Raw genomic sequence first — 19,464 nt, 5'->3', positions numbered from 1 at the left:
CCATGACCGACCCCATCTCCGGCACGATCCCGCCTTCCGGGGTGCAGACCGGAAGCACCACACCGGCGACCGAACGCAAGAAGAGTCTCGACTCCGAGGTGTTCTTGAAGCTGCTGGTGACCCAGCTCACCAATCAGGACCCCAGCTCGCCCATGAACACCAACGAGATGATCTCGCAGACCACGCAGCTGGCCTCCATGGAGCAGTTGACCGCCCTCACGGCGACCTCGACCGAGAGCTTCGCGCTCAGCATGCGCCAGACGGCGGCGGCGCTGATCGGTCACGAGGCGCAGTACGTCGACGAAGACGGGGTCACCCAGAAGGGCATCGTGTCGTCGGTCTCGTACGCGGGGGCCGTCCCTCTCGTGACCATCGGCGAGAAGTCGATCCCGCTCGATGCCGTGTCCGGCGTCAACCTCGTCACCCGTCCGCAGTCCTGACCAGTCCCCTTCCAGAAAGGCACCACCATGCTCCGCTCTCTGTTCGCCGGAATCTCGGGTCTGCGTTCGCACCAGACCATGCTCGATGTCACGGGCAACAACATCGCCAACGTCAACACGACCGGCTACAAGGCTTCGGCCGTGCAGTTCCAGGACTCGCTGTCGCAGCTCCTGCGCAACTCGATGATGCCGCAGCAGGCCGCGGGCGGCCAGAACCCCGCCCAGGTCGGACTCGGGGTGCAGGTCGCCGGTATCAGCACCAACTTCGCGTCCGGGGCCCCGCAGCCCACGGGTGTGCCGACCGACCTGATGATCGCGGGTGACGGGTTCTTCGTGGTCCGCTCCGGCGGCGAGACCCTCTACACCCGCAACGGCGGCTTCTCGTTCGACGCGAGCGGCAAGCTCGTCTCCGCCGACGGGGCGCTGGTCCAGGGCTGGACCGCCCGCGGCGGCGCGATCGTCCCCGGCCAGGGCATCGGCGACATCACGCTGCCGGTCGGTGCGCTGAGCCCCGCGGCCGCGACCACCACCGCTCGTGTGACCGGCAACCTCCCCTCCGGGGCGGCCGTCGGCGAGACTCTCGTGCGCGACATCAAGACCTACGATGCGGAGGGCGCCGCCACCTCGCTGCGCCTGACCTTCACCCGCACGGCCACCGGGTGGGACGTGACCGACCCGGCAGGCGCGCGCACCTCGCTCGCGTTCACCGACGGCACGCAGGCTGGAGCATCGTCGATCGTCTCCGCCGGCATCACGGTCGACCTGTCGGCGGTCACCGGGTTCGCCGATGTCAGCGACGTCGCCATCAAGGAGCAGAACGGCAAGCCGGCCGGCACCCTGAGCTCGTATGCCCTGACCAACGACGGCAGCCTCGTCGGCACGTTCAGCAACGGCGACACCGAGGTGCTGGCGCGCATCGCGCTCGCGGGCTTCGTGAACCCGGGAGGGCTCGAGAAGGCCGGATCGTCGCAGTTCCGCCCGAGCGGCAACTCGGGCCAGCCGACCCTCGGACAGGCCGGCTCCGACGGCATGGGCGCGATCATCAGCGGCGCGCTGGAGATGTCGAACGTCGACCTCTCGCAGGAGTTCACCAATCTCATCGTCGCGCAGCGCGGATTTCAGGCGAACGCCCGCATCATCACCACCAGTGACGAGGTGCTGCAGGAGCTGACCAACCTCAAGCGCTGAACGCGGTGCCGTCCGTCGTCGCCGCTGCACCACCGGTACTGTCTTCTCAGGGAGAACGGAGTCGGGGATGAACGCGATCGACGCCGTCGGCATGATCGCCGAGATCCTGTCCTGGATCGGCCTCGGCATCGGGCTCCCGCTGCTCGCCGTCGTGCTCCTGGTGAAGGTGCACGACGGCGCCTGGTCACCTCAGGAGGTCGTGATCGTCGAGGACGCGGGCGGCTCGGCGCGCGCCCGCTGGTTCGCCGCCGGCGACTTCCGGGAACGCCCGCTCCGCGCCGACGAGCACATCCACCGGCAGGGACGAGACGAGGTCGATGCCTTCGTCAGCGAGCGGCATCCTGACCTGATGCGGTTCGAACCCCGACGGCCGCTCCTGCATGCGTTCCAGGTGCTCGGCGTCACGCTGGCCGGCGTCGGGGCCGCCGCGGTCGTCGTGTCGATCGTGCTCCTCTTCGTCGGCTGACGGCTGCGGTGTCCGCGGACGACGATCCCGGGCAGGATGGAGACATGTCCGCCACCCCTCTCAGCTCCCGACCATGGCTCGATTCCTACGCGGACGGCGTCCCGGCCGAGATCGACGATCCCTCGCAGACGCTGCCGGAGATGCTGGCGGCCAGTGTCGCGGCGTTCGGCAGGCGTCCGGCGCTGGACTTCTTCGGTGCGGTCACGAGCTACCGAGAGCTCGGCGAGCAGGTCGAGCGCGCCGCGGAAGGGCTCCGGCGGCTCGGAGTCGGCGCGGGCGACCGTGTCGCTCTGGTCCTGCCCAACTGCCCGCAGCACGTCGTGGCCTTCTACGCGATCCTGCGACTCGGTGCGATCGTCGTCGAGCACAACCCGCTCTACACCGCGCGGGAGCTGCGGCACCAGTTCGAGGACCACGGAGCGCGCGTCGCCGTCGTGTGGGACAAAGCGGTCGACACGATCGCCGGCTTCCCGGTCGACCTCGAGGTCGAGCACATCGTGAGCGTCGACATCACCGCGGCGATGCCGCTCTCGAAACGGGTCGCCCTTCGACTGCCGCTGCGCCGCGCGCGCGAGTCGCGGGCGAAGCTGACCGGAGCCCCGAAGGCGCACCACCTCGTCGCCTGGAAGAGCCTCGCCGATCACCGCAGGATCTCACGGCGGGTGCCGGGTCCGACGCTGGATGACACCGCCCTGCTCCAGTACACGAGCGGGACGACGGGTTCCCCGAAGGGGGCCATCCTGACGCACTCGAACCTGCGCGCCAACGCGATGCAGGGACGAGCGTGGGTGCCGGGGCTCGTCGACGGCGAGGAGACGTTCTACGGCGTGCTGCCGCTGTTCCACGCGTACGGCATGACGCTGTGCCTGACCTTCGCGATGAGCATCGGGGCGAGGCTCGTCCTGTTCCCCACGTTCGACCTCGGCCTGGTCACGGCGGCGTCACGCTCCACGCCGCCCACCTTCCTTCCGGCCGTGCCGCCGATCTACGATGCTCTCGCCCGCGCCGCCGCCCGAGGGACCATCGACCTCTCGACGGTCCGTTTCGCGATCTCCGGAGCGATGAGCCTTCCGGTCGCCACGGTGAAGCGCTGGGAAGAGGCCACCGGCGGTCTGCTCGTCGAGGGCTACGGCATGACCGAGAGCTCACCGGTCGCGCTCGGCAACCCGATGGGCCCCACCCGTCGTCCCGGCACCGTCGGCGTTCCCTTTCCGAGCACGGAGATCCGCGTCGTCGACCCGGCGGACCCGACCGTCGACGTGCCTGCCGGTGAGGACGGCGAACTCCTCCTCCGCGGTCCGCAGATCTTCCAGGGGTACTGGCGGCGTCCTGGCGAGACGGCCGATGCTCTGCTCCCCGACGGCTGGCTGCGTACGGGCGACATCGCCCAGGTCTCGCCCGACGGGTTCGTGACCATCGTGGACCGCCTCAAGGAGCTCATCATCACCGGCGGTTTCAACGTGTCGCCCAGCGAGGTGGAAGACGCGCTCGTCGCGCATCCCGACGTCACGGCGGCCGCGGTCGTGGGTCTTCCGCGACCTCATGGCGGAGAAGAGGTCGCCGCCGCCGTGGTGCTCCGCGAGGGCGCTGCGCTCGACGTGGACGCGCTCCGCGACTTCTGTCGCACGCGGCTCACCCCCTACAAGGTGCCGCGCCGCATCACCGCGGTCGACGATCTCCCCGATCGCTCATCGGCAAGGTTCTGCGCCGCCAGGTGCGCGATCGGCTGCTCGCCGACCGCTGAGCGGCGGGGCGCAAAGCCGATTATCGCACTCGTTACTAAGGCTTGTCCTCTTAACCACGAGTAACGACGCCATCACTCGTGTTCTCGGCACCGAGCCGGTTCGCCATCGACACCCACCTCCGCGCTAACGCCGGGCCCTCTCCAGCCGACAGTCCCCTCCGACAGCCCAGGACGGGCCGTCGGGTCCGCGCTCCTCGGAACGCGGACGGATCTTTCCAGGATGGAGCCCATGATCGTCCTCACGCGCCTGAACCGTTCGCGGTTCGCGGTGAATCCCGACCTGATCGAACGTGTCCAGGCCACGCCGGACACGACGCTCATCATGGTCGACGGCGCGACCTTCGTCGTCACCGAGACGATGGACGACGTGATCGCGGAGATCACCCGCTTCCGCGCCGGAGTGCTGGCCACCGCGGCCGCCCTGATCGCCGGAGCCGACACGGATGCCGCGTCGGCGGACACCGAGGACGGTCGCTGATGGATCCGTCTCTCATCCTCGGACTCGTCCTCGCCTTCGGCGCGCTGGTCGCCATGATCAACATCGAGGGCGCGACCGTCGGCTCCCTGCTGCTGCCCGCACCCATGGTGCTGGTGTTCGGCGCCACGATCGCGGTCGGCCTCGCGAGCGGCACCCTGCGCGATGCCCTCCACGCCGTCAAAGCGCTCCCGCGCGCCTTCCGCGGCGAGCGCCGCACGGCCTCGAGCATGATCGACACGGTCGTCGGCTACGCCGAGAAGGCGCGAGCGGAAGGACTCCTCGCCCTGGAACAAGGCTTGGACGACGAGAAGGACCCGTTCCTGCGCCAGGCGCTGCAGAGCATCGCCGACGGCACGGATGCCGAAGACCTGCGGACGCTGCTGGAAGACGAGCTCACCTCGACCGCCGCGCGCAACCGCACCGCCTCGCGGTTCTACATGACGCTCGGCGGATTCGCGCCGACGGTCGGCATCATCGGCACGGTCGTCTCGCTCACGCACGTGCTGGAGAAGCTCGACAAGCCCGACACGCTCGGACCGATGATCGCGGCGGCGTTCGTGGCGACGCTGTGGGGTCTGCTCTCGGCCAACTTCATCTGGCTGCCCATCGGCGGAAGGCTGCAGCGACTCGGCGAGCTCGAGCTCGAACGCATGACCGTGCTCATGGAGGGCATGCTGGCGGTCCAGGCCGGGGCTCCGCCGCAGTTCGTGGGCGAGCGGCTGCGGGCACTCGTCGCCGAGCGCCCTTCGAAACGCTCCGGCCACGGCACCAAGGATCGCGCCGCGCAGGAGACGGAGCCGGAGTCCGCTCCATGAGCGTGCGCGCGCGTCGCCGGATTCCGCACGAGGAGCACAGCGGGCCGGATGAGCGCTGGATGGCGTCGTACCTCGACATGGTCACCGTGCTGATGTGCATGTTCATCGTGCTGTTCGCGATGTCGACCGTCGACCAGGAGAAGTTCGAGGCGCTCAGCGCATCCCTCGCCACGGGGTTCGGCCAGGAGCCGTCGGAAGACGTGGATGCCGTGACGGGCGTGGTGGTGCCGCCGGAACTGGTCGACGAGAACGGCGACGACTTCGCCGACGTGAACCTGGCGGCTGCGCAGAACGAGTTCAGCGAGCTCTCCGCGCTCCGGGAACGCCTGCGCCAGGTGCTCTCCCAGAACGGTCTCGAGGCCGACGTCACCTTCACGATCGACGAGCGCGGTCTCACGATCGGGCTCGTCAGCGCCGAGACGTTCTTCACCACGAACAGCACCGCTCTCAGCTCCACCGCGGTCCTGGTGCTCGACGCCCTCGGCTCGGTGCTCGTGACCGCGCCGAACGAGATCTCGGTCGAGGGGCACGCCGACGTGCGCGGCTCCGTGGCGCCGTACCCCACCAACTGGGAGCTGTCGGCCGGTCGTTCGACACAGGTGCTGCGGCACCTCGTCGAGTCGTCCGGCCTCCCGCCTGCGCACCTGAAGTCGGTCGGCTTCGGCGACACGCGACCCGTAGCAGCCGGCGACTCCTCCGAGGCCCTCGCCCAGAATCGACGGGTCGACATCGTGGTCCTCTCTGATGCGGACGAGGAGGTGCGAGCGCTCATCCCCGAAGCACAGGCGGGGCAGCCGTCCTCCTGACCCGTCCTGCACCTAACGCGCGCCGCTCACCGCCCGATAGTCGGGTTCGTGGTGATCCAGGACAGCGTGCGCTCCGAGGTGCGCGCAGCGACGGCGACGAGAAGCGCCGAGGTCGACGTCTACGACTTCGGCCGCTCGGCGACTCTCTCGCGCGAGCACACCCGGGCCCTGGAACTGGCGTTCGAGACCTTCTCCCGGCAATGGTCGGCGCAGCTCTCGGCGAAGATCCACGTGCGCGCGACCATCGCGGTCGAGCACGTCGGGATGCTGACCTACGGCGAGTACGCCCAGTCGCTGCCGTCCACCACCACCCTGATCGTGTGCGCTCTCCCCGATTCCGATGAGCGTCTCATCGTGCAGCTGCCCACCTCTGCGGCGACCACGTGGATCGTGCAGATGGTCGGCGGGCGCGCATCCGGAGCCTCCGAGGACCGCACCTTCACCCCGATCGAGCAGGCGCTGATCCGCTCGCTGATCGTCGACGCCCTCGACCACCTCACCGGTGCGCTCGACGGGCTGCTGCCGAGCGGGGTCACGGTGAACGGGATCCAGTACAGCTCCCAGTTCGCCCAGGTCGCGGCATCGGGAGAGCCCGTCATCGTGGCGCGGTTCTCGATGCGCCTCGCGGGCAGGGCCGTGCCGGCGAGCGTGATGCTGCCCGCCTCCGTCCTCGCCGGATTCACCGCACGGACATCGGATGCCGATCGCACGGCCGCCCCTGGCCTGATCCGCGGTCAGGTCGAGGTGTCGCCCGTCGATCTCGCCCTGCGACTCGCCTCCCGAGTGGTGCTCCCCGCGAGGTTCTCGATCTCGCGGTGGGCGACATCGTGTCGTTCCCGCACTCCGCCGATCGCCCGCTGCTCCTCGCCGTGGGCGACCAGACCGTCGCCACCGCCGCCGTCGGCAGTGCCGGTGCGCGTCTGGCGTGCGTCGTCACCTCCACCGTCCCCGATCCTGCCGTCGCCGAGGAGTCCGCGTGACCAGCACCACCACCTACGAGTCCGCTGTCGCCGCCGCCTTCGCGGCGAAGCTGCCGACCGCGGTTCCCACCAGGGCCCTCCCCTCCGAGGTCTCGGGAGACACCGGGGATGCCGTGATCGTGCAGTTCGTCGGCGAGGCGAGTGCACAGCTCGCCGTGCAGCTCTTCGACCCGGAGAGCCTGGTCGACGGGCTCGGCTCCGCGCCGCTCGGAGATCGGCTGCGCGACGCCCTCGAGGCCTCCGCGAGCACCCTGGGCGCCGGCGCTCTCGGCGATGCAACGGTGGGTGACGCCTCTCCGCTGTTCTCCGACCCCGCCGCCCAGCTCTTCGACCTGCAGGACGACACGGGTCGCACGATCGGCCGACTCTCGGTGATCGTCACGCACGCTCCGGCCCGTGGTGCACGCAGCTCGCACCGCCTGCACCGCATCGCCGGGGTCGAGATGGAGCTCACGGTCGAGATCGGCCGCACCAGGATGGCCGTTCGCGATGTGCTCGACCTCGAGCCGGGACGCGTCGTCGAACTCGACCGCTCCGCCGGAGCACCCGCCGACATCAAGCTCAACGGCCGAGTCATCGCGCACGGCGAGGTGGTCGTGGTCGACCAGGACTACGCGGTCCGCATCACACGCATCCTCGAGAACGTCGAGGCCTGATCCTGGACGACCTCCTGCTCGGCCTCCGGGTCGTGCTCTCGCTCGCCGCGGTGCTCGGGGTGCTCTGGTACCTCCAGCGCCGCGTCGCACGGACGCAGGCGCGCCGCCGCGACAGCGAGGCGATCACGGTCCTCGGCCGTCAGGGAGTGGGGCCGAAGGCGCAGATCGTCGTGATCCAGACCGCGGACGCCCGCTACGTGCTCGGGGTCACCGAGCACGGCGTGAACGTCGTCGACCGCCTGCCCGTCAAGGAGCCGGATGTCTCCGACGAGGCCGCCCGTCCCTCGTGGCCGACCGGGTCCGATACGGCAGCCGACGCCGAGGAGTTCGACCGCATCCTCGCCGCGACCGCCCTGGCAGAGGCGACGCCGTCGCACACGGCTCCGGCACCGCAGCGACGCGTGCGGCACCGCAACGATCCGCTGCGCGGTTCCATCCTCTCCCCGAAACCTGGCGGCAGACCGCCGAGGCCATCCGGCGCACGCGATGAGTGTCGCCCGTGGGGTCGTCGACGGCCGCGCGCTGCGACGCGTCGCACTGATCCTCGCCCTCGCGCTCGCGCTGGTCGTCGTCCTGACGCTTCTCTCGAGCACGGCGGCCCACGCCGAGGTCACCCCGGACGATCCGGGCGAGGGCGTCACGATCGACATCAACGGCGTCGACGGCGGTCCCTCCGGATCGATCCTCACCCTGCTGGGCATCACACTGCTGTCGGTCGCCCCTGCGCTGCTGCTGATGATGTCGTCGTTCACGAAGATCTTCGTGGTGCTGGCGATGACCAGGAACGCCCTGTCGCTGCCGACCATCCCGCCGAACCAGGTGCTGGCCGGGCTCTCGCTCTTCCTGTCGCTGTTCATCATGTGGCCGGTGCTCACCGAGATCAACACGATCGCGGTGCAGCCGTACATCGACGGCAGCCTCACGTTCACGCAGGCGATCGACGTCGGTCAGCTCCCGCTGCAGGAGTGGATGCTGCGCTTCACGCGCGAGGAGGATCTCGCCCTCATGACCCGGATGGCGGGTCAGCCGAACCCCGAGGATGCATCGAGCGTGCCGATGTACACGCTCATCCCGGCGTTCATGATCTCCGAGCTCCGTGCGGCGTTCATCATCGGCTTCGTGATCTTCGTGCCGTTCCTCGTGATCGACCTGGTGGTCGCGGCGGCGCTCATGTCGATGGGCATGATGATGCTCCCGCCCGTCATGATCTCGCTGCCGTTCAAGATCCTGCTCTTCATCCTCGTCGACGGATGGGGGCTCATCATCCGCGCCCTGCTGGAGAGTTACGGAGGTGTCGGATGAGCCCGGAGGCCGTGATCGACATCGGCATGCAGGGGTTGATCATCGCCGCCAAGCTCGCCGCACCCGTCCTGGTCACCGCACTCGTGGTGGGGTTCGCGATCTCGCTGCTGCAGTCCATCACCCAGGTGCAGGAGGTGACGCTCTCGTTCGTGCCCAAGATCGTCGCGGTCGGCATCGCACTGCTCATCGCGGGCAACTGGATGATCGCCGAGATGATCGCGTTCACGAACGAGATGTTCGCCCGCATCCCCTCGCTGCTGAGCGGCTGACGACGTGTACATCCCGATCGACTTCGCCTGGCTGGAGGCCACGATGCTCGCCGCCGTGCGCATCACGGCGTTCATCGTCATCGCCCCGCCGTTCTCTTACGGGGCGATCCCGGCACGGGTGAAGGCGATGCTCGCGATCGGTCTCTCGCTCGCCGTCGGCACGGCGGTCGCCCCCGGGTACGAGAACCTCGACACCGGGCCGTTCCTCGGGGCCCTCGTGCTGCAGCTGGTGACGGGAGCCCTGCTCGGCTTCCTCGTGCTGTTGTGCTTCTCGGCGCTCCAAGCCGCCGGCAGCCTGATCGACGTGTTCGGGGGATTCCAGCTGGCGCAGGCGTTCGACCCGCACTCGATGGTGAACGGCGCGCAGTTCACCCGGCTCTTCCATCTGACCGCGCTGACCCTGCTCTTCGCCTCCGGTGGGTATCAGCTGATCCTCGCCGGGCTCGCCCGCAGCTTCCAGGCCGTACCGGTCGACGGGGTGTTCACGGTCGCAGGGCCGGCAGAGCTCCTTGTCGACGGGGTGTCGCAGATGGTGCTCGCGGCGGTGCAGATCGCCGGGCCTCTCGCGCTCGTGCTGTTCCTCGCCGACGTCGGGCTGGGGCTGATCACGCGCGTGGCGCCGGCGCTCAACGCGTTCGCGATGGGCTTCCCGGTGAAGATCCTGCTCACCCTCCTGCTCGCCGGAGCCGTGTACATCGCTCTGCCCGGCATCGTCGACGCGCTCGCCACCCAGGCCCTCAGGATGATGCAGGGGGTGCGGGAGTGAGCGGCACCGATACCGGCGAGCGCAGCGAGAAGGCCACCGACAAGCACCTTCGCGAAGCCCGCAAGAAGGGGCGCCTGTCGCGCAGCCAGGACCTCACGGCGTGGCTAGGCATCGGTGCGGCCGCGGTCACCATGCCCGCGGCCATCGCCCTCGGCGCCTCCGCGGGAACCGAACAGCTCCTCACACTGACGTCCCTGGTCGAGGCGCCCACCCCTGAGGCGGCTCTCGTGGCGCTGGGGCGTGGCCTCGCCTCCGTGCTGCCGACCCTGACGGTGATGCTGGCCGCGGTCGCCGTCGTCACCCTGATCGGGGCGGTGATCCAGGGCGGCGTGCATCTGCGTCCGCTCACCGGCCGGTTCGAGCAGTTCAACCTCGTCACGGGCGTGCGCCGCGTGTTCGGCATGCAGGCGCTGTGGGAGGGGGCCAAGGCCCTGCTGAAGACGGCCGCGATCGGCATCGCCCTCTGGCTCGTGATCGCGAACCTGATGCCCGTGCTCACCGCCAGCGGAGCACACTCGATCTCGCGACTGCTCGGCACCGCGAGCGAGGGCACGACCGCCCTGCTGCAGACTGCGATCGCCGTCGGACTCGTGCTCGCGGCGATCGACATGTTCGTGGTGATGCGGCGCAACCGCAAGCACACGCGCATGACGAAGCGCGAGATCCGCGACGAGAGCAAGAGCTCGGAGGGCGACCCCCTGATCCGTCAGCAGCGACGCTCCCGGCAGCTCGCCGTGAGCCGGAACCGCATGATCGCCGCGGTCGCCGGATCGGATGTCGTGCTCGTGAACCCCACGCACATCGCCGTCGCCCTCCGATATGAGGCAGGGCGGGCCGCCCCAAGGTGGTCGCGAAGGGCAGCGGCGTGGTCGCGGAGCGCATCCGCGACGAGGCCGTGCGCGCCGGTGTGCCGCTCGTGCGCGAGATCACCCTCGCGCGCGCCCTGCACGCCGCGTGCGAGCTGGGGCAGGAGATCCCCGAAGACCTGTACAACGCCGTGGCCCGCGTCCTCGTGTTCGTCGACTCGCTGCGACGACGCGGGGCCGCCCGCGGCATCCACTCGCTTCCCTACCGGAGGACCGCATGAGACAGCTGCTCGTCAAGCTCATGGTGCCGATCGGAGTCGTGGGCATCATCATGCTCCTCGTCGTCCCGGTGCCGCCGTTCCTGCTCGACATCCTCATCATCCTGAACATCATGTTCGCGCTCGTGATCCTGCTCACGTCGATGTTCGTGAAGAAGCCGCTGGACTTCTCGGTGTTCCCCTCGCTCCTCCTCGTGGCGACGCTGTTCCGCCTCGGGCTGAACGTGGCGTCGACCCGTCTGGTCCTCGGTGAGGCCTATGCGGGGCAGGTCATCGAGGCGTTCGGGGCGATCGCGGTCGGCGGCTCCCTCATCATCGGCGCCGTCGTCTTCCTGATCCTCGTCGTGATCCAGTTCGTCGTGGTGACCAAGGGAGCGGAGCGCGTCGCCGAGGTGGGCGCGAGGTTCACGCTCGATGCCATGCCCGGCAAGCAGATGGCGATCGACGCCGACCTCAACGCGGGGCTCATCACCGATGCGGAGGCCCGCGCCCGTCGTGCGGAGGTGGCCGCCGAGGCGGACTTCTACGGCGCCATGGACGGTGCGTCGAAGTTCGTGAAGGGCGATGCGATCGCCGGGCTCGTCATCATCATCATCAACGTCGTCGGCGGCATCGCCATCGGGCTGGTGCAGCACGGCATGACCATCGACGAAGCGGTGAGCACCTACAGCCTCCTGACGATCGGCGACGGACTGGTCACCCAGATCCCCGCGCTGCTGATGGCCGTCTCCACGGGCATGATCGTGACGCGCTCGACGGCGGAGGCCGAGATGGGAACGGCCGCCTCGGCGCAGCTCGGGCAGTCCCGCAATGCGCTCATCATCGCCGGATGCGCCGCGATCGTGATGTCGCTGATCCCGCACATGCCCATGCTCCCCTTCGTGGCGATCGGGGCGGGCCTCCTGCTCATCGCGCAGCGCATCAAGGCGACGAGGAAGCGCGAGGAGGCGGCCGCCGCGCAGACGCCCGTTGCTGCCGCCGCGGATCAGCCGGAGGAGCTCATCGAGAAGATGCGCGTGCATCCGCTCGAGATCCTCCTCTCCCCGACATCGTCGATCTGGTCACAGGAGGGCCCGACGATCTGCTGGCGCGGGTGAAGGCCCTGCGCCGCCGTGTCGCCCTCGACCTCGGGCTGATCACGCCGCCGGTGCGCACACGCGACAGCATCGAGCTCGCGCAGGCGACCTACGTCATCCGCATCGCCGGCGTGGAGACCGGGAGGGGAACCGCCCCCGTGGGATCCGTGCTGGCTCTCGGGCAGGGTCTGGAAGCTCTCCCCGGCACCGCGACCCTGGACCCGGTGTTCGGCCTCGAGGGCAAGTGGATCCCGCTCGAGATGCGTCACAGCGCCGAGTTCGCCGGAGCCACCGTGATCGATCGGGCCAGCGTGATCATCACCCACCTGTCCAGCGTGATCCATGCACACGCCGCCCGGCTGCTCAGCCGGGAAGACGTGCGCCAGCTCACGGATGCCCTCAAGCAGGCCTCGCCTGCCGCCGTCGAAGAGCTCACCCCCGCGCTGCTGTCCCTGGCCGAGGTCCAGCGGGTGCTGCAGGGGCTGCTCGCCGAGCGGGTGCCCATCAACGATCTCGCCCGGATCTACGAGGCGCTCGCGCTGCGTGCCAGAGTCGGCACCGACCCGGAAGGACTCATCGAAGCGGCTCGCGCGGCACTCGGACCCGCGATCGCCGCACGATTCGCGGATGCCGGCACGCTGCGGGTCGTGATGATCGCTCCGCTTCTCGAGCAGGCGATGCTCGAGAGCCTGCGCCCCGGAGACGAGGGGTCGCAGATCGTGTTCGACCCGCAGCGCATGGAGACGGTGGTCGAGTCGGTCAAACAGGCTGTTTCGTCGGTGCGGGAAGGCGGCGAGCCCGTGCTGGTGTGCGCCCCCTCGCTGCGTCCCGCCGTGCGCAGGCTGGTCTCGGCGCAGACCGACGGCCTGCCGGTGCTGTCGTACACGGAGGCGACCGCCGCCGCGCTCACGATCGAGACGGTCGGCGTCGTCCGAGACGCACCGCTGGCAGCGGTCGGCTCCACCGCCACGGCAGTAGGCTGAACGGATGCTGGTGTTGACGAGGCGGATCGGTGAGAGCGTGCGCATCGACGGCGACATCGAGATCACGCTGCTCGAGATCAAGGGCGACAGTGTGCGCATCGGCGTGAAGGCGCCGCGCGAGACGCGCATCCAGCGCACCGAGATCATCGAGGCCGTGGTCGCCGAGAACGTCTCGGCGGCCGCCGAGACCGGACCGGACGCCGAGACCGCCATCCTCGCGGCCCTCGCCAAGGGCCGCGAGTCCCGCGACGCCTAGCCGGCAGTGAAGCGACGGCGACGACTGCGGGGCTCACCCGCGCCCACCTCCGCGCACTCCACCAGCACCTCGGCTGATACCGCCGTCGCGAGCTCCTCTCAGCTCCCGTCACTCTGCTGGACGATGCTCACCACTCGACGATTGAGCAGGATGGCAGCGACGAGCGCGCCGACACTGCCCACGGCGATGAATGTCGTCGCGAGGCAAGAGAGCGAGCCCTGCTCTTGACCCGGGCCTGAGACGAGGGCGACGAGGGCGACAACGACCCCGACGAGCGAGACGGCGGAAAAGGCAAGCGTGCCGAGCGCGAACCATCGCGTCCGCACATCGGTGAGGTTCTCCCTGAATCGCATGTCATTGCCCGCCCTGTGAGTAATGTGCGACATTCTACAGGGGGCGTTGGCATGGACTTTTTAGACGACAGTCGTCAGGCGCTCTGGAGATCGAGTGCCGTGGCCCGCTTCCACTGGTCGCCTCCGGCTGCACGCGCCCTGGCGGCCGCCCGTCCTGCGGCGGCGACGAGCGCGTCGTAGTCGAATCCGACCACCGACACCGTCGCCCAGCCGATGCTCGCGGAGGCGCGGATGCCGGTGACCGTGGTGTCGCGGTCGATGATCGAGATGCGGGTCAGGATCGCCCGCAGATGATGGCGCACCGATTCGTCGCTGCCACGGATCACGACGATCGCCCGCCCGTCTTCGACGCGGTCGGCATCGGCCGACGCGGGCAACGCCTCACGGATGTCCTCGTGGAAGCGGTCGATGATGAGCGTGTAGGCCGCACCCGTCGAGGCCTCCCGGAGGTCAGCGGGGTCGTCCAGACGGATGTCGAGCACCGACCAGGGCTGGTCGTTCTGCGATTCCGCCTTGCGGAGACGGCGTCGTGCACGCTCGGCCGCGTCCCCGGCGTCGACCCTCTTCTCCTCGCCCCGCACCATCAGCACCAGCGTGAAAGCCGCACAGGTGCTCACCACGAGGGTTCCGACGGCGTTCATCCCGCGTAGGGCACTCAACTGCGCGTCGGTGCCCGCGTCACCCGCGATCAGCGCGGACACGGCGCTGACGACGGCCACGATCACGAGCCCGCAGGAGGCGAGTGCGAGCGGGAGGACGATGTCGCGCACGGCGGCTCTGACGCGCAGCAGTTCGTACGCCACCAGGGCCCCGAAGACCCCGCTGCCCAGGAAGACGATGTGGAAGGACGGCAGGTACCACGCCGTCTCCGCTGTCGCCACGAGCAGGGTCGGGGCGACGACCAGGAAGGGGATCACGGTCCACCACGACACCCGTCGGCCGAAGTGCATCCGCAGTCCGATCCACACCAACGGCTCGAAGCACAGCAGGAGCGCCGAGGCGGCGGCACGCAGCGCCTGCTCCTGCGTCTGCTGCCCGGCGAGCCACAGGTACGCCCCCAGCATCCCCAGGCCGAAGGCCGCGCCCCACGTGATGGTCGCCCTGCTCGGACGTGCGAGGGTCGCGAGCCCCACGACCAGAGCGGTGAGCACGGTCACGACGGCGACCATGCTGGTCGTGACGTCGACGCTGACGGGGACGAGCGGGGTCATGCCCTGGCCTCTTTCACTCGGTGCTGCGGGAAACGCAGCGTCACCCGGGTGCCGAGCCCGACCTCGCTGGAGATGTCGATGCTGCCCTCGTGCGCGGAGACGATCTCACGGACGATGCCCATGCCGAGCCCCGTGCCGCTGATGCCGGCGCGTACGGCGCTGTCCGTCCGGAAATACGGTTCGAACACGCGAGGCAGGTCCTCCGGCGTGAGTCCCACGCCGTCGTCGACGATCGCGAGCTCGACGTGCCCGTCCGTCGACGTGCCGAGAGCGATGCGGATGTGCCCACCCTGTGGCGTGTACTTGACCGCGTTGCTCAGCAGGTTGTCGAGCACCTGCCGAAGCCGGAACGCATCGCCGTAGATGACCAGGCTCTGCGCTCCCTCGATCAGGAGCTCCTGCCTGCTGCCGGAGATGAGCGGCGCATACGACGCCGCCGAGGCCTCGACGACATCCCGCAGATCCACGGGTTCGAACGGCTCCTGCACCGTGCGACCGTTCTGATCGAGGATGCTCGAGACCAGGTCCTGCATGCGCTCGCCGGCGTTCGCGATGATGTCGAGCTGCGCCGGCACACGCCCGGGGAGGTCGTCGCGCTCGCGCAGCAGATCGACGTGTCCGACGATCGCGGTGAGCGGGTTGCGCAGCTCGTGAGAGACGACGGCGGCGAGTGCACGCCGTTCCTCATCCGCCTCCCGCAGCATCGTGACGTCGTCGATCACCAGGAGCGTGACGTCTTGGCCGCCTCCCGCGGTGGCCATGGGCTGCGTGCTCACCTCGAGCGCCCGCCACTGGCCGTTCCCGTCGAAGAGCCACACCTCCTCGGCCTGGAGCTTCTCGCCGCTCGCCGCTCGCGCGATCGAGGTGCGCGAGGGCGGGACCGCCGTGCCACGCCTGGCGTCGTACTCGACACCGGCAGACGGGAGCGCGGCGCCGAAGCGATCCCGCCCGTAGAGGGCGCGATAGGCGTCGTTCATCTGCAGGATGCGCCCTCCGGCGGAGACGACGACCAGGGCGACGCTGAGCGCGTCGACGATCTGGGTCACCCTCCGCTGGTTGGTCTCCGCCCGGTCCGCGGCGCGGTTCACCTGTTCGGACCGTCGCTGCAGGAGCCTGCGCGCGGCGCGGGAGCGCTGGGAGCCGATGCGGACGGTCACGCCGAGGAACCCGAGAGTGATCACGACCGTGAGCAGGCGGAGGAGGATGTCGGCCGGTGTGCCGCTCTGGTCGGCGAACAGGACGAGGGTCGCGCTGATGAAGGCGATGCCGCCGAGCACCCACGGCATCGTGAAGTAGGTCGCCAGCCACACGACGGGGAACACCCAGAGGAACCCGAGCCGGATGTCGGGGGCGTTCGTCGTGAAGCCGACCGCGAGCGCGTCCAACAGCGGCACCGCGGTCGCGAACGGGTGGGGAAGTCGGTGCCACGGCACGGCGAGGGTGATCAGTGTCGTGACCACCACGAGGGCGATCCCGGCGACGACGAGGGGGTTGGCGAAGGTCTGCGGCTTGAACGCCGTGATCATGACGACGATCGCCACGATGCTGCCGGTGAACACGAGCTGCCAGCGCCAGATCGACATGGTGCGGATCATCGACGCGTGCCCTCCCCCATGAAGCTCAGCTTTCCCGCAAGATTACTCAAAGATCGGGGAACCCCGCTCTTCAGGTGTCCCCGCCGCCATAGCATTCTGAGTGGGGGCCGACACTGCGACTGGGGAAGAACGCAGACGCTGGGGCCACGCGAGTGGGGATTCGCAGGCACACGGGACCGCGGTTGGGGAGCCGCGGTCCCGCCCCGGTCAGCTCGCCGGGTCATCGACCGGAGTGAGCCGATAACCGACTCCGCGCACCGTCTCGATGTAACGGGGCCTGGTCGAGCTGTCGCCGAGCTTGCGTCGCAGATTCGCGATGTGCGTCTCTATGGCCCGCTTGTCCGGTTCGCTGACGTACTCCTTCGAGCCTTCCGGTGCTCCACGCAGGCCGCGCGCCAGGTCCGCCTTGCTGCGCACCTTGAGTTTCGCGTCGAGGATGGCGGCGAGCAGGTCGAACTCCGTCGGGGTGAGGTCGATCCGTTTCTGACCGACCAGCACCAGACGCGTGTCCAGGTCGAGGCTGAGGTCGCGATGCACACGCCCCCGCCAGGTGAGCACGGTCGTGCTGTCGGCTGCAGGCTCGCTCTCCGCCGCAGGGCGCGCCGGGGTCGGCCGGTACTCGCCGGCCCGAGGCCTCCGGAGCAGCGCCTCGATGCGCGCCCGCAGTTCGCGCGGCCGGAACGGCTTGACGAGGTACTCGTCCGCCCCGGAGGTCAGACCGAGGACCACATCCGACTCGTCCGAGAGGGCGGAGAGCATGATGATGAACGTGTCGCTGACCCGTCGGATGCGTCGGGCGACCTCGAACCCGTCGATGCCCGGCAGGTTGATGTCGAGCGTGGTGATGACGGGGCGGTGCTGCTCGATCGCCGCGAGACCCTCGGGTCCGGAGCCGGCCAGGTGGGTCTCGAACCCCGCGGCGAGGAACACCTCGTCGAGGAGCGACCGTACGCCCGGATCGTCCTCGATGATCACGGCCACGAGCGTCTCGTTCACAGTTGCGGTCACGTCGACCCCTCGCGGACGATCGTCACGATGCGCGGCGCGTCGGCATCGAGCTCCGACGGATCGAGGTCGTCCACGCCGACCGGACGCTCGAGCTCGATGTCCCACCACGCATCGGCAAGCTCCTCCGCCATGCCGCGTCCCCACTCGATCACGACCACCGATCCGGCGAGGTCGAGGTCGAGGTCGTCGAGTTCGGCCGCGGAGCCGAGGCGGTACGCGTCGACGTGCACGAGCGGCGCCCTGCCGACGAGGGAGGGGTGGGTGCGGGCGATCACGAAGGTCGGGCTCTGCACGGGTCCGCGCACGCCGAGACCTTCGGCGAGGCCCCGGGTGAACGTGGTCTTCCCCGCGCCGAGGGGACCCGTGAGGATGAGGAGGTCTCCCGCCTCCAACTGCTCGCCGATGCGGAGACCGAGCTGCTCCATGGCCTCGGATGTCGCGACCTCACGTCGTCCGAGGAAGGCCGGGTCGACGCTCATGACGACCGCCGGGGCACGCGCGGTCCGATGCGCGTGACGATCTCGTAGTTGATGGTCTCCGCCGCGTCCGCCCAGTCTGCAGCCGAGGGGACGCCGAGGGTGGGGTCACCGAACAGCACGACCTCGTCGCCGACCGAGATCGGAGTGTCGCCGACGTCGACGACGAACTGGTCCATCGCGATCCGCCCGACGTTCACGAACCGGCGTCCCGCGATCGAGACCGGAAGGCGGCCGGAGGCGTTCCGCGGCACCCCGTCCGCGTACCCGAGCGGGACGAGGACGAGTGTGGTGTCACGGTCCGTGCGGTGCGCGTAGCCGTAGGACACCCCGGTCCCCGCGGGCACTCGGCGTACTGCGGCGATCGCGCCGCGGAGCGTCATCGCCGGACGCAGCCCGAGTTCGGCGGAGGTCCGGTCGTCGAACGGCGAGAGCCCGAAGAGCCCGACCCCGATCCGCACCGCGTCGAGTCGCGTCTCCGGGAGATCGATCGCGGCGGCGGTCGCGGCGATGTGGCGGATCTCGGGGCGGATGCCGAAGGATGCGGCCGCCGCGACGCCCTCGTCGAACTTCGCCAAGGCCGCCCTGTCGTCCTCCGCGGAGGTGTTCGAGAGGTGACTGAACAGCCCCACGATGCGCAGCCGTCCGACGCGTTCGAGGCGTGCCGCTTCCGCCAGCACCCGCCCCCAGTCGGCCGGGGCGACGCCGTTGCGCGAGAGACCGGTCTCGAACTTCAGGTGCACGCCGACGGGCCGGTCGACCGAGGCGGCGGCCGCAGCGGCTTCGAGCTGGTCGAAGGATGAGATCCCGATCTCGATGTCCTGCGCGGCGGCGTGCTCGAACCTCTCGCCCGGCGCATGCAGCCACGCCATGATCGGCGCATGCACGCCCTGTCTGCGCAGTTCGAGGGCCTCGGCGATCTCGGCGACGCCGAGCCGCGTCGCGCCGGCGGAGAGCGCGGCGACCGCGGCCGCAGCGGCACCGTGACCGTAGGCATTCGCCTTGACGACCGCGATCACCTCGACGCCGGTGAGCCTGCGGAAGTGCCGCACGTTGTCGGCGATGGCGTCGAGCTCGATGGTCGCTTCGCGGAACGGGGCGGTCACAGGGGAGCTCCTTCGGCGACGACGAACGCGGCGGCGAGACCCGCGTCATGGGTGAGGGTCAGATGCAGGGTGACGATCCCGCGCTCCTCGACGACCGCGGCCGTCGATCCGCTGAGGACGAAATGCGGACGCCCCGAGGCCTCCGAGGCGATCTCGATCTCGATCCAGTGCACGCCGTCCGAGCCGCCGAGCGCCTTGATCAGCGCTTCCTTGGCCGCGTACCGCGCCGCCAGCGAGGGAAGACGCAGCGTGCGTTCGGACGGGGCGAACAGCCGCTCCAGAAGGCGCGGGGTCCGGGCCATCGTCCGTTCGAACCGTGGGATGTCCACGAGGTCGATGCCGGTACCGATGATCACTCGTTCAGCCTACTGTCCCCGCCGAGCCGGGCTCGGAAAGACGAGAGCCC

Annotated in this window: 19 protein-coding genes and 5 pseudogenes; 17 read left to right on the top strand and 7 right to left on the bottom strand. The window is 69.6% G+C overall.

Going from position 1 to position 19,464, the window contains the following annotated elements; translation table 11 throughout:
• Window positions 1-2 precede the first annotated feature (2 nt).
• The 17 genes and pseudogenes from K1X59_RS05510 (at window position 3) to csrA (ending at window position 13,309) form a co-directional block, all read left to right on the top strand.
• On the top strand, window positions 3-440 hold the full coding sequence (locus K1X59_RS05510; RefSeq protein ID WP_183152101.1) for a flagellar hook assembly protein FlgD: 438 nt from the start codon (window positions 3-5) through the stop codon (window positions 438-440).
• 27 nt (window positions 441-467) lie between these two features.
• Window positions 468-1,628: a flagellar hook protein FlgE gene (locus K1X59_RS05505; protein WP_220174012.1), complete on the top strand. Its 1,161-nt coding sequence runs from the start codon at window positions 468-470 to the stop codon at window positions 1,626-1,628.
• A gap of 67 nt (window positions 1,629-1,695) precedes the next feature.
• On the top strand, window positions 1,696-2,094 hold the full coding sequence (locus tag K1X59_RS05500) for a hypothetical protein (protein WP_183152100.1): 399 nt from the start codon (window positions 1,696-1,698) through the stop codon (window positions 2,092-2,094).
• Window positions 2,095-2,138: 44 nt separating this feature from the next.
• Window positions 2,139-3,838 (top strand): annotated as a pseudogene (locus K1X59_RS05495) (long-chain-fatty-acid--CoA ligase).
• Window positions 3,839-4,067: 229 nt separating this feature from the next.
• A complete protein-coding gene (locus K1X59_RS05490; RefSeq protein WP_183152099.1) occupies window positions 4,068-4,316 on the top strand; it encodes a flagellar FlbD family protein in 249 nt (82 codons plus the stop codon).
• Complete coding sequence (locus K1X59_RS05485; protein ID WP_183152098.1) at window positions 4,316-5,131, top strand: motility protein A; 816 nt, start codon at window positions 4,316-4,318, stop codon at window positions 5,129-5,131. The genes K1X59_RS05490 and K1X59_RS05485 overlap by 1 nt, the downstream gene beginning before the upstream one ends.
• Window positions 5,128-5,937, top strand: coding sequence for a flagellar motor protein MotB (locus tag K1X59_RS05480; protein WP_183152097.1), 810 nt, complete (start codon window positions 5,128-5,130; stop codon window positions 5,935-5,937). Before K1X59_RS05485 ends, K1X59_RS05480 begins: the two co-directional genes overlap by 4 nt.
• Window positions 5,938-5,985: 48 nt before the next feature.
• A pseudogene (locus K1X59_RS20895) lies at window positions 5,986-6,549 on the top strand (hypothetical protein); the annotation flags it as partial.
• Between the two features lie 203 nt (window positions 6,550-6,752).
• On the top strand, window positions 6,753-6,917 hold the full coding sequence (locus tag K1X59_RS20890; protein WP_258567098.1) for a FliM/FliN family flagellar motor C-terminal domain-containing protein: 165 nt from the start codon (window positions 6,753-6,755) through the stop codon (window positions 6,915-6,917).
• On the top strand, window positions 6,914-7,573 hold the full coding sequence (gene fliN, locus K1X59_RS05470) for a flagellar motor switch protein FliN (RefSeq protein ID WP_220174011.1): 660 nt from the start codon (window positions 6,914-6,916) through the stop codon (window positions 7,571-7,573). Before K1X59_RS20890 ends, fliN begins: the two co-directional genes overlap by 4 nt.
• 32 nt (window positions 7,574-7,605) lie before the next feature.
• Window positions 7,606-7,857, top strand: a pseudogene (gene fliO / locus K1X59_RS20885) (flagellar biosynthetic protein FliO); the annotation flags it as partial.
• A gap of 202 nt (window positions 7,858-8,059) precedes the next feature.
• Window positions 8,060-8,875 (top strand): flagellar type III secretion system pore protein FliP, encoded by an 816-nt coding sequence (gene fliP / locus K1X59_RS05460; protein ID WP_183152096.1) that lies wholly within the window; start codon window positions 8,060-8,062, stop codon window positions 8,873-8,875.
• Entirely contained in the window at window positions 8,872-9,144 is a 273-nt protein-coding gene (gene fliQ, locus K1X59_RS05455; RefSeq protein WP_183152095.1) for a flagellar biosynthesis protein FliQ, read from the top strand. Before fliP ends, fliQ begins: the two co-directional genes overlap by 4 nt.
• A 4-nt stretch (window positions 9,145-9,148) precedes the next feature.
• Window positions 9,149-9,910 carry a flagellar biosynthetic protein FliR gene (locus K1X59_RS05450; RefSeq protein WP_183152094.1) on the top strand — a complete coding sequence of 254 codons (762 nt, stop codon included), beginning with the start codon at window positions 9,149-9,151 and terminating at the stop codon, window positions 9,908-9,910.
• A pseudogene (locus K1X59_RS05445) lies at window positions 9,907-10,997 on the top strand (flagellar biosynthesis protein FlhB). Before K1X59_RS05450 ends, K1X59_RS05445 begins: the two are co-directional and overlap by 4 nt.
• Window positions 10,994-13,053: pseudogene (locus tag K1X59_RS05440) on the top strand (flagellar biosynthesis protein FlhA). Before K1X59_RS05445 ends, K1X59_RS05440 begins: the two co-directional pseudogenes overlap by 4 nt.
• Before the next feature lie 4 nt (window positions 13,054-13,057).
• On the top strand, window positions 13,058-13,309 hold the full coding sequence (csrA, locus tag K1X59_RS05435; protein WP_183152092.1) for a carbon storage regulator CsrA: 252 nt from the start codon (window positions 13,058-13,060) through the stop codon (window positions 13,307-13,309).
• 98 nt (window positions 13,310-13,407) lie between these two features.
• On the opposite strand, the gene K1X59_RS05430 is transcribed toward csrA, so the two are convergent.
• From K1X59_RS05430 to K1X59_RS05400, 7 genes are all read right to left on the bottom strand, one after another.
• On the bottom strand, window positions 13,408-13,662 hold the full coding sequence (locus tag K1X59_RS05430) for a hypothetical protein (RefSeq protein WP_183152091.1): 255 nt from the start codon (window positions 13,660-13,662) through the stop codon (window positions 13,408-13,410).
• 74 nt (window positions 13,663-13,736) lie between these two features.
• A complete protein-coding gene (locus tag K1X59_RS05425; RefSeq protein ID WP_183152090.1) occupies window positions 13,737-14,873 on the bottom strand; it encodes a hypothetical protein in 1,137 nt (378 codons plus the stop codon).
• Window positions 14,870-16,468 carry a cell wall metabolism sensor histidine kinase WalK gene (locus tag K1X59_RS05420; RefSeq protein ID WP_220174010.1) on the bottom strand — a complete coding sequence of 533 codons (1,599 nt, stop codon included), beginning with the start codon at window positions 16,466-16,468 and terminating at the stop codon, window positions 14,870-14,872. The genes K1X59_RS05425 and K1X59_RS05420 overlap by 4 nt, the downstream gene beginning before the upstream one ends.
• 207 nt (window positions 16,469-16,675) lie before the next feature.
• Window positions 16,676-17,476, bottom strand: coding sequence for a response regulator transcription factor (locus K1X59_RS05415; protein ID WP_183152089.1), 801 nt, complete (start codon window positions 17,474-17,476; stop codon window positions 16,676-16,678).
• Window positions 17,473-17,955, bottom strand: coding sequence for a tRNA (adenosine(37)-N6)-threonylcarbamoyltransferase complex ATPase subunit type 1 TsaE (gene tsaE / locus K1X59_RS05410; protein ID WP_183152088.1), 483 nt, complete (start codon window positions 17,953-17,955; stop codon window positions 17,473-17,475). The genes K1X59_RS05415 and tsaE overlap by 4 nt, the downstream gene beginning before the upstream one ends.
• On the bottom strand, window positions 17,952-19,058 hold the full coding sequence (gene alr / locus K1X59_RS05405; RefSeq protein ID WP_220174009.1) for an alanine racemase: 1,107 nt from the start codon (window positions 19,056-19,058) through the stop codon (window positions 17,952-17,954). The genes tsaE and alr overlap by 4 nt, the downstream gene beginning before the upstream one ends.
• A complete protein-coding gene (locus K1X59_RS05400) occupies window positions 19,055-19,414 on the bottom strand; it encodes a holo-ACP synthase (RefSeq protein ID WP_183152087.1) in 360 nt (119 codons plus the stop codon). Before K1X59_RS05400 ends, alr begins: the two co-directional genes overlap by 4 nt.
• Window positions 19,415-19,464 lie beyond the last annotated feature (50 nt).

Source organism: Microbacterium sp. Se5.02b, assembly GCF_019464375.1.
Taxonomy (GTDB): Bacteria; Actinomycetota; Actinomycetes; order Actinomycetales; family Microbacteriaceae; genus Microbacterium.
The sequence above is the reverse complement of the archived record's forward strand: the minus strand, read 5'-3'. Positions and strand labels throughout refer to the sequence as shown.

Bases quoted from the DNA above. Each gene is read 5' to 3' on its own strand.
- K1X59_RS05510 (WP_183152101.1), top strand. From the start codon at position 3: ATGACCGACCCCATCTCCGGCACGATCCCGCCTTCCGGGGTGCAGACC.
- K1X59_RS05505 (WP_220174012.1), top strand. From the start codon at position 468: ATGCTCCGCTCTCTGTTCGCCGGAATCTCGGGTCTGCGTTCGCACCAG.
- K1X59_RS05500 (WP_183152100.1), top strand. From the start codon at position 1,696: ATGAACGCGATCGACGCCGTCGGCATGATCGCCGAGATCCTGTCCTGG.
- K1X59_RS05490 (WP_183152099.1), top strand. From the start codon at position 4,068: ATGATCGTCCTCACGCGCCTGAACCGTTCGCGGTTCGCGGTGAATCCC.
- K1X59_RS05485 (WP_183152098.1), top strand. From the start codon at position 4,316: ATGGATCCGTCTCTCATCCTCGGACTCGTCCTCGCCTTCGGCGCGCTG.
- K1X59_RS05480 (WP_183152097.1), top strand. From the start codon at position 5,128: ATGAGCGTGCGCGCGCGTCGCCGGATTCCGCACGAGGAGCACAGCGGG.
- fliP (WP_183152096.1), top strand. From the start codon at position 8,060: ATGAGTGTCGCCCGTGGGGTCGTCGACGGCCGCGCGCTGCGACGCGTC.
- fliQ (WP_183152095.1), top strand. From the start codon at position 8,872: ATGAGCCCGGAGGCCGTGATCGACATCGGCATGCAGGGGTTGATCATC.
- csrA (WP_183152092.1), top strand. From the start codon at position 13,058: ATGCTGGTGTTGACGAGGCGGATCGGTGAGAGCGTGCGCATCGACGGC.
- K1X59_RS05430 (WP_183152091.1), bottom strand. From the start codon at position 13,662: ATGCGATTCAGGGAGAACCTCACCGATGTGCGGACGCGATGGTTCGCG.
- K1X59_RS05425 (WP_183152090.1), bottom strand. From the start codon at position 14,873: ATGACCCCGCTCGTCCCCGTCAGCGTCGACGTCACGACCAGCATGGTC.
- K1X59_RS05420 (WP_220174010.1), bottom strand. From the start codon at position 16,468: ATGATCCGCACCATGTCGATCTGGCGCTGGCAGCTCGTGTTCACCGGC.
- tsaE (WP_183152088.1), bottom strand. From the start codon at position 17,955: ATGAGCGTCGACCCGGCCTTCCTCGGACGACGTGAGGTCGCGACATCC.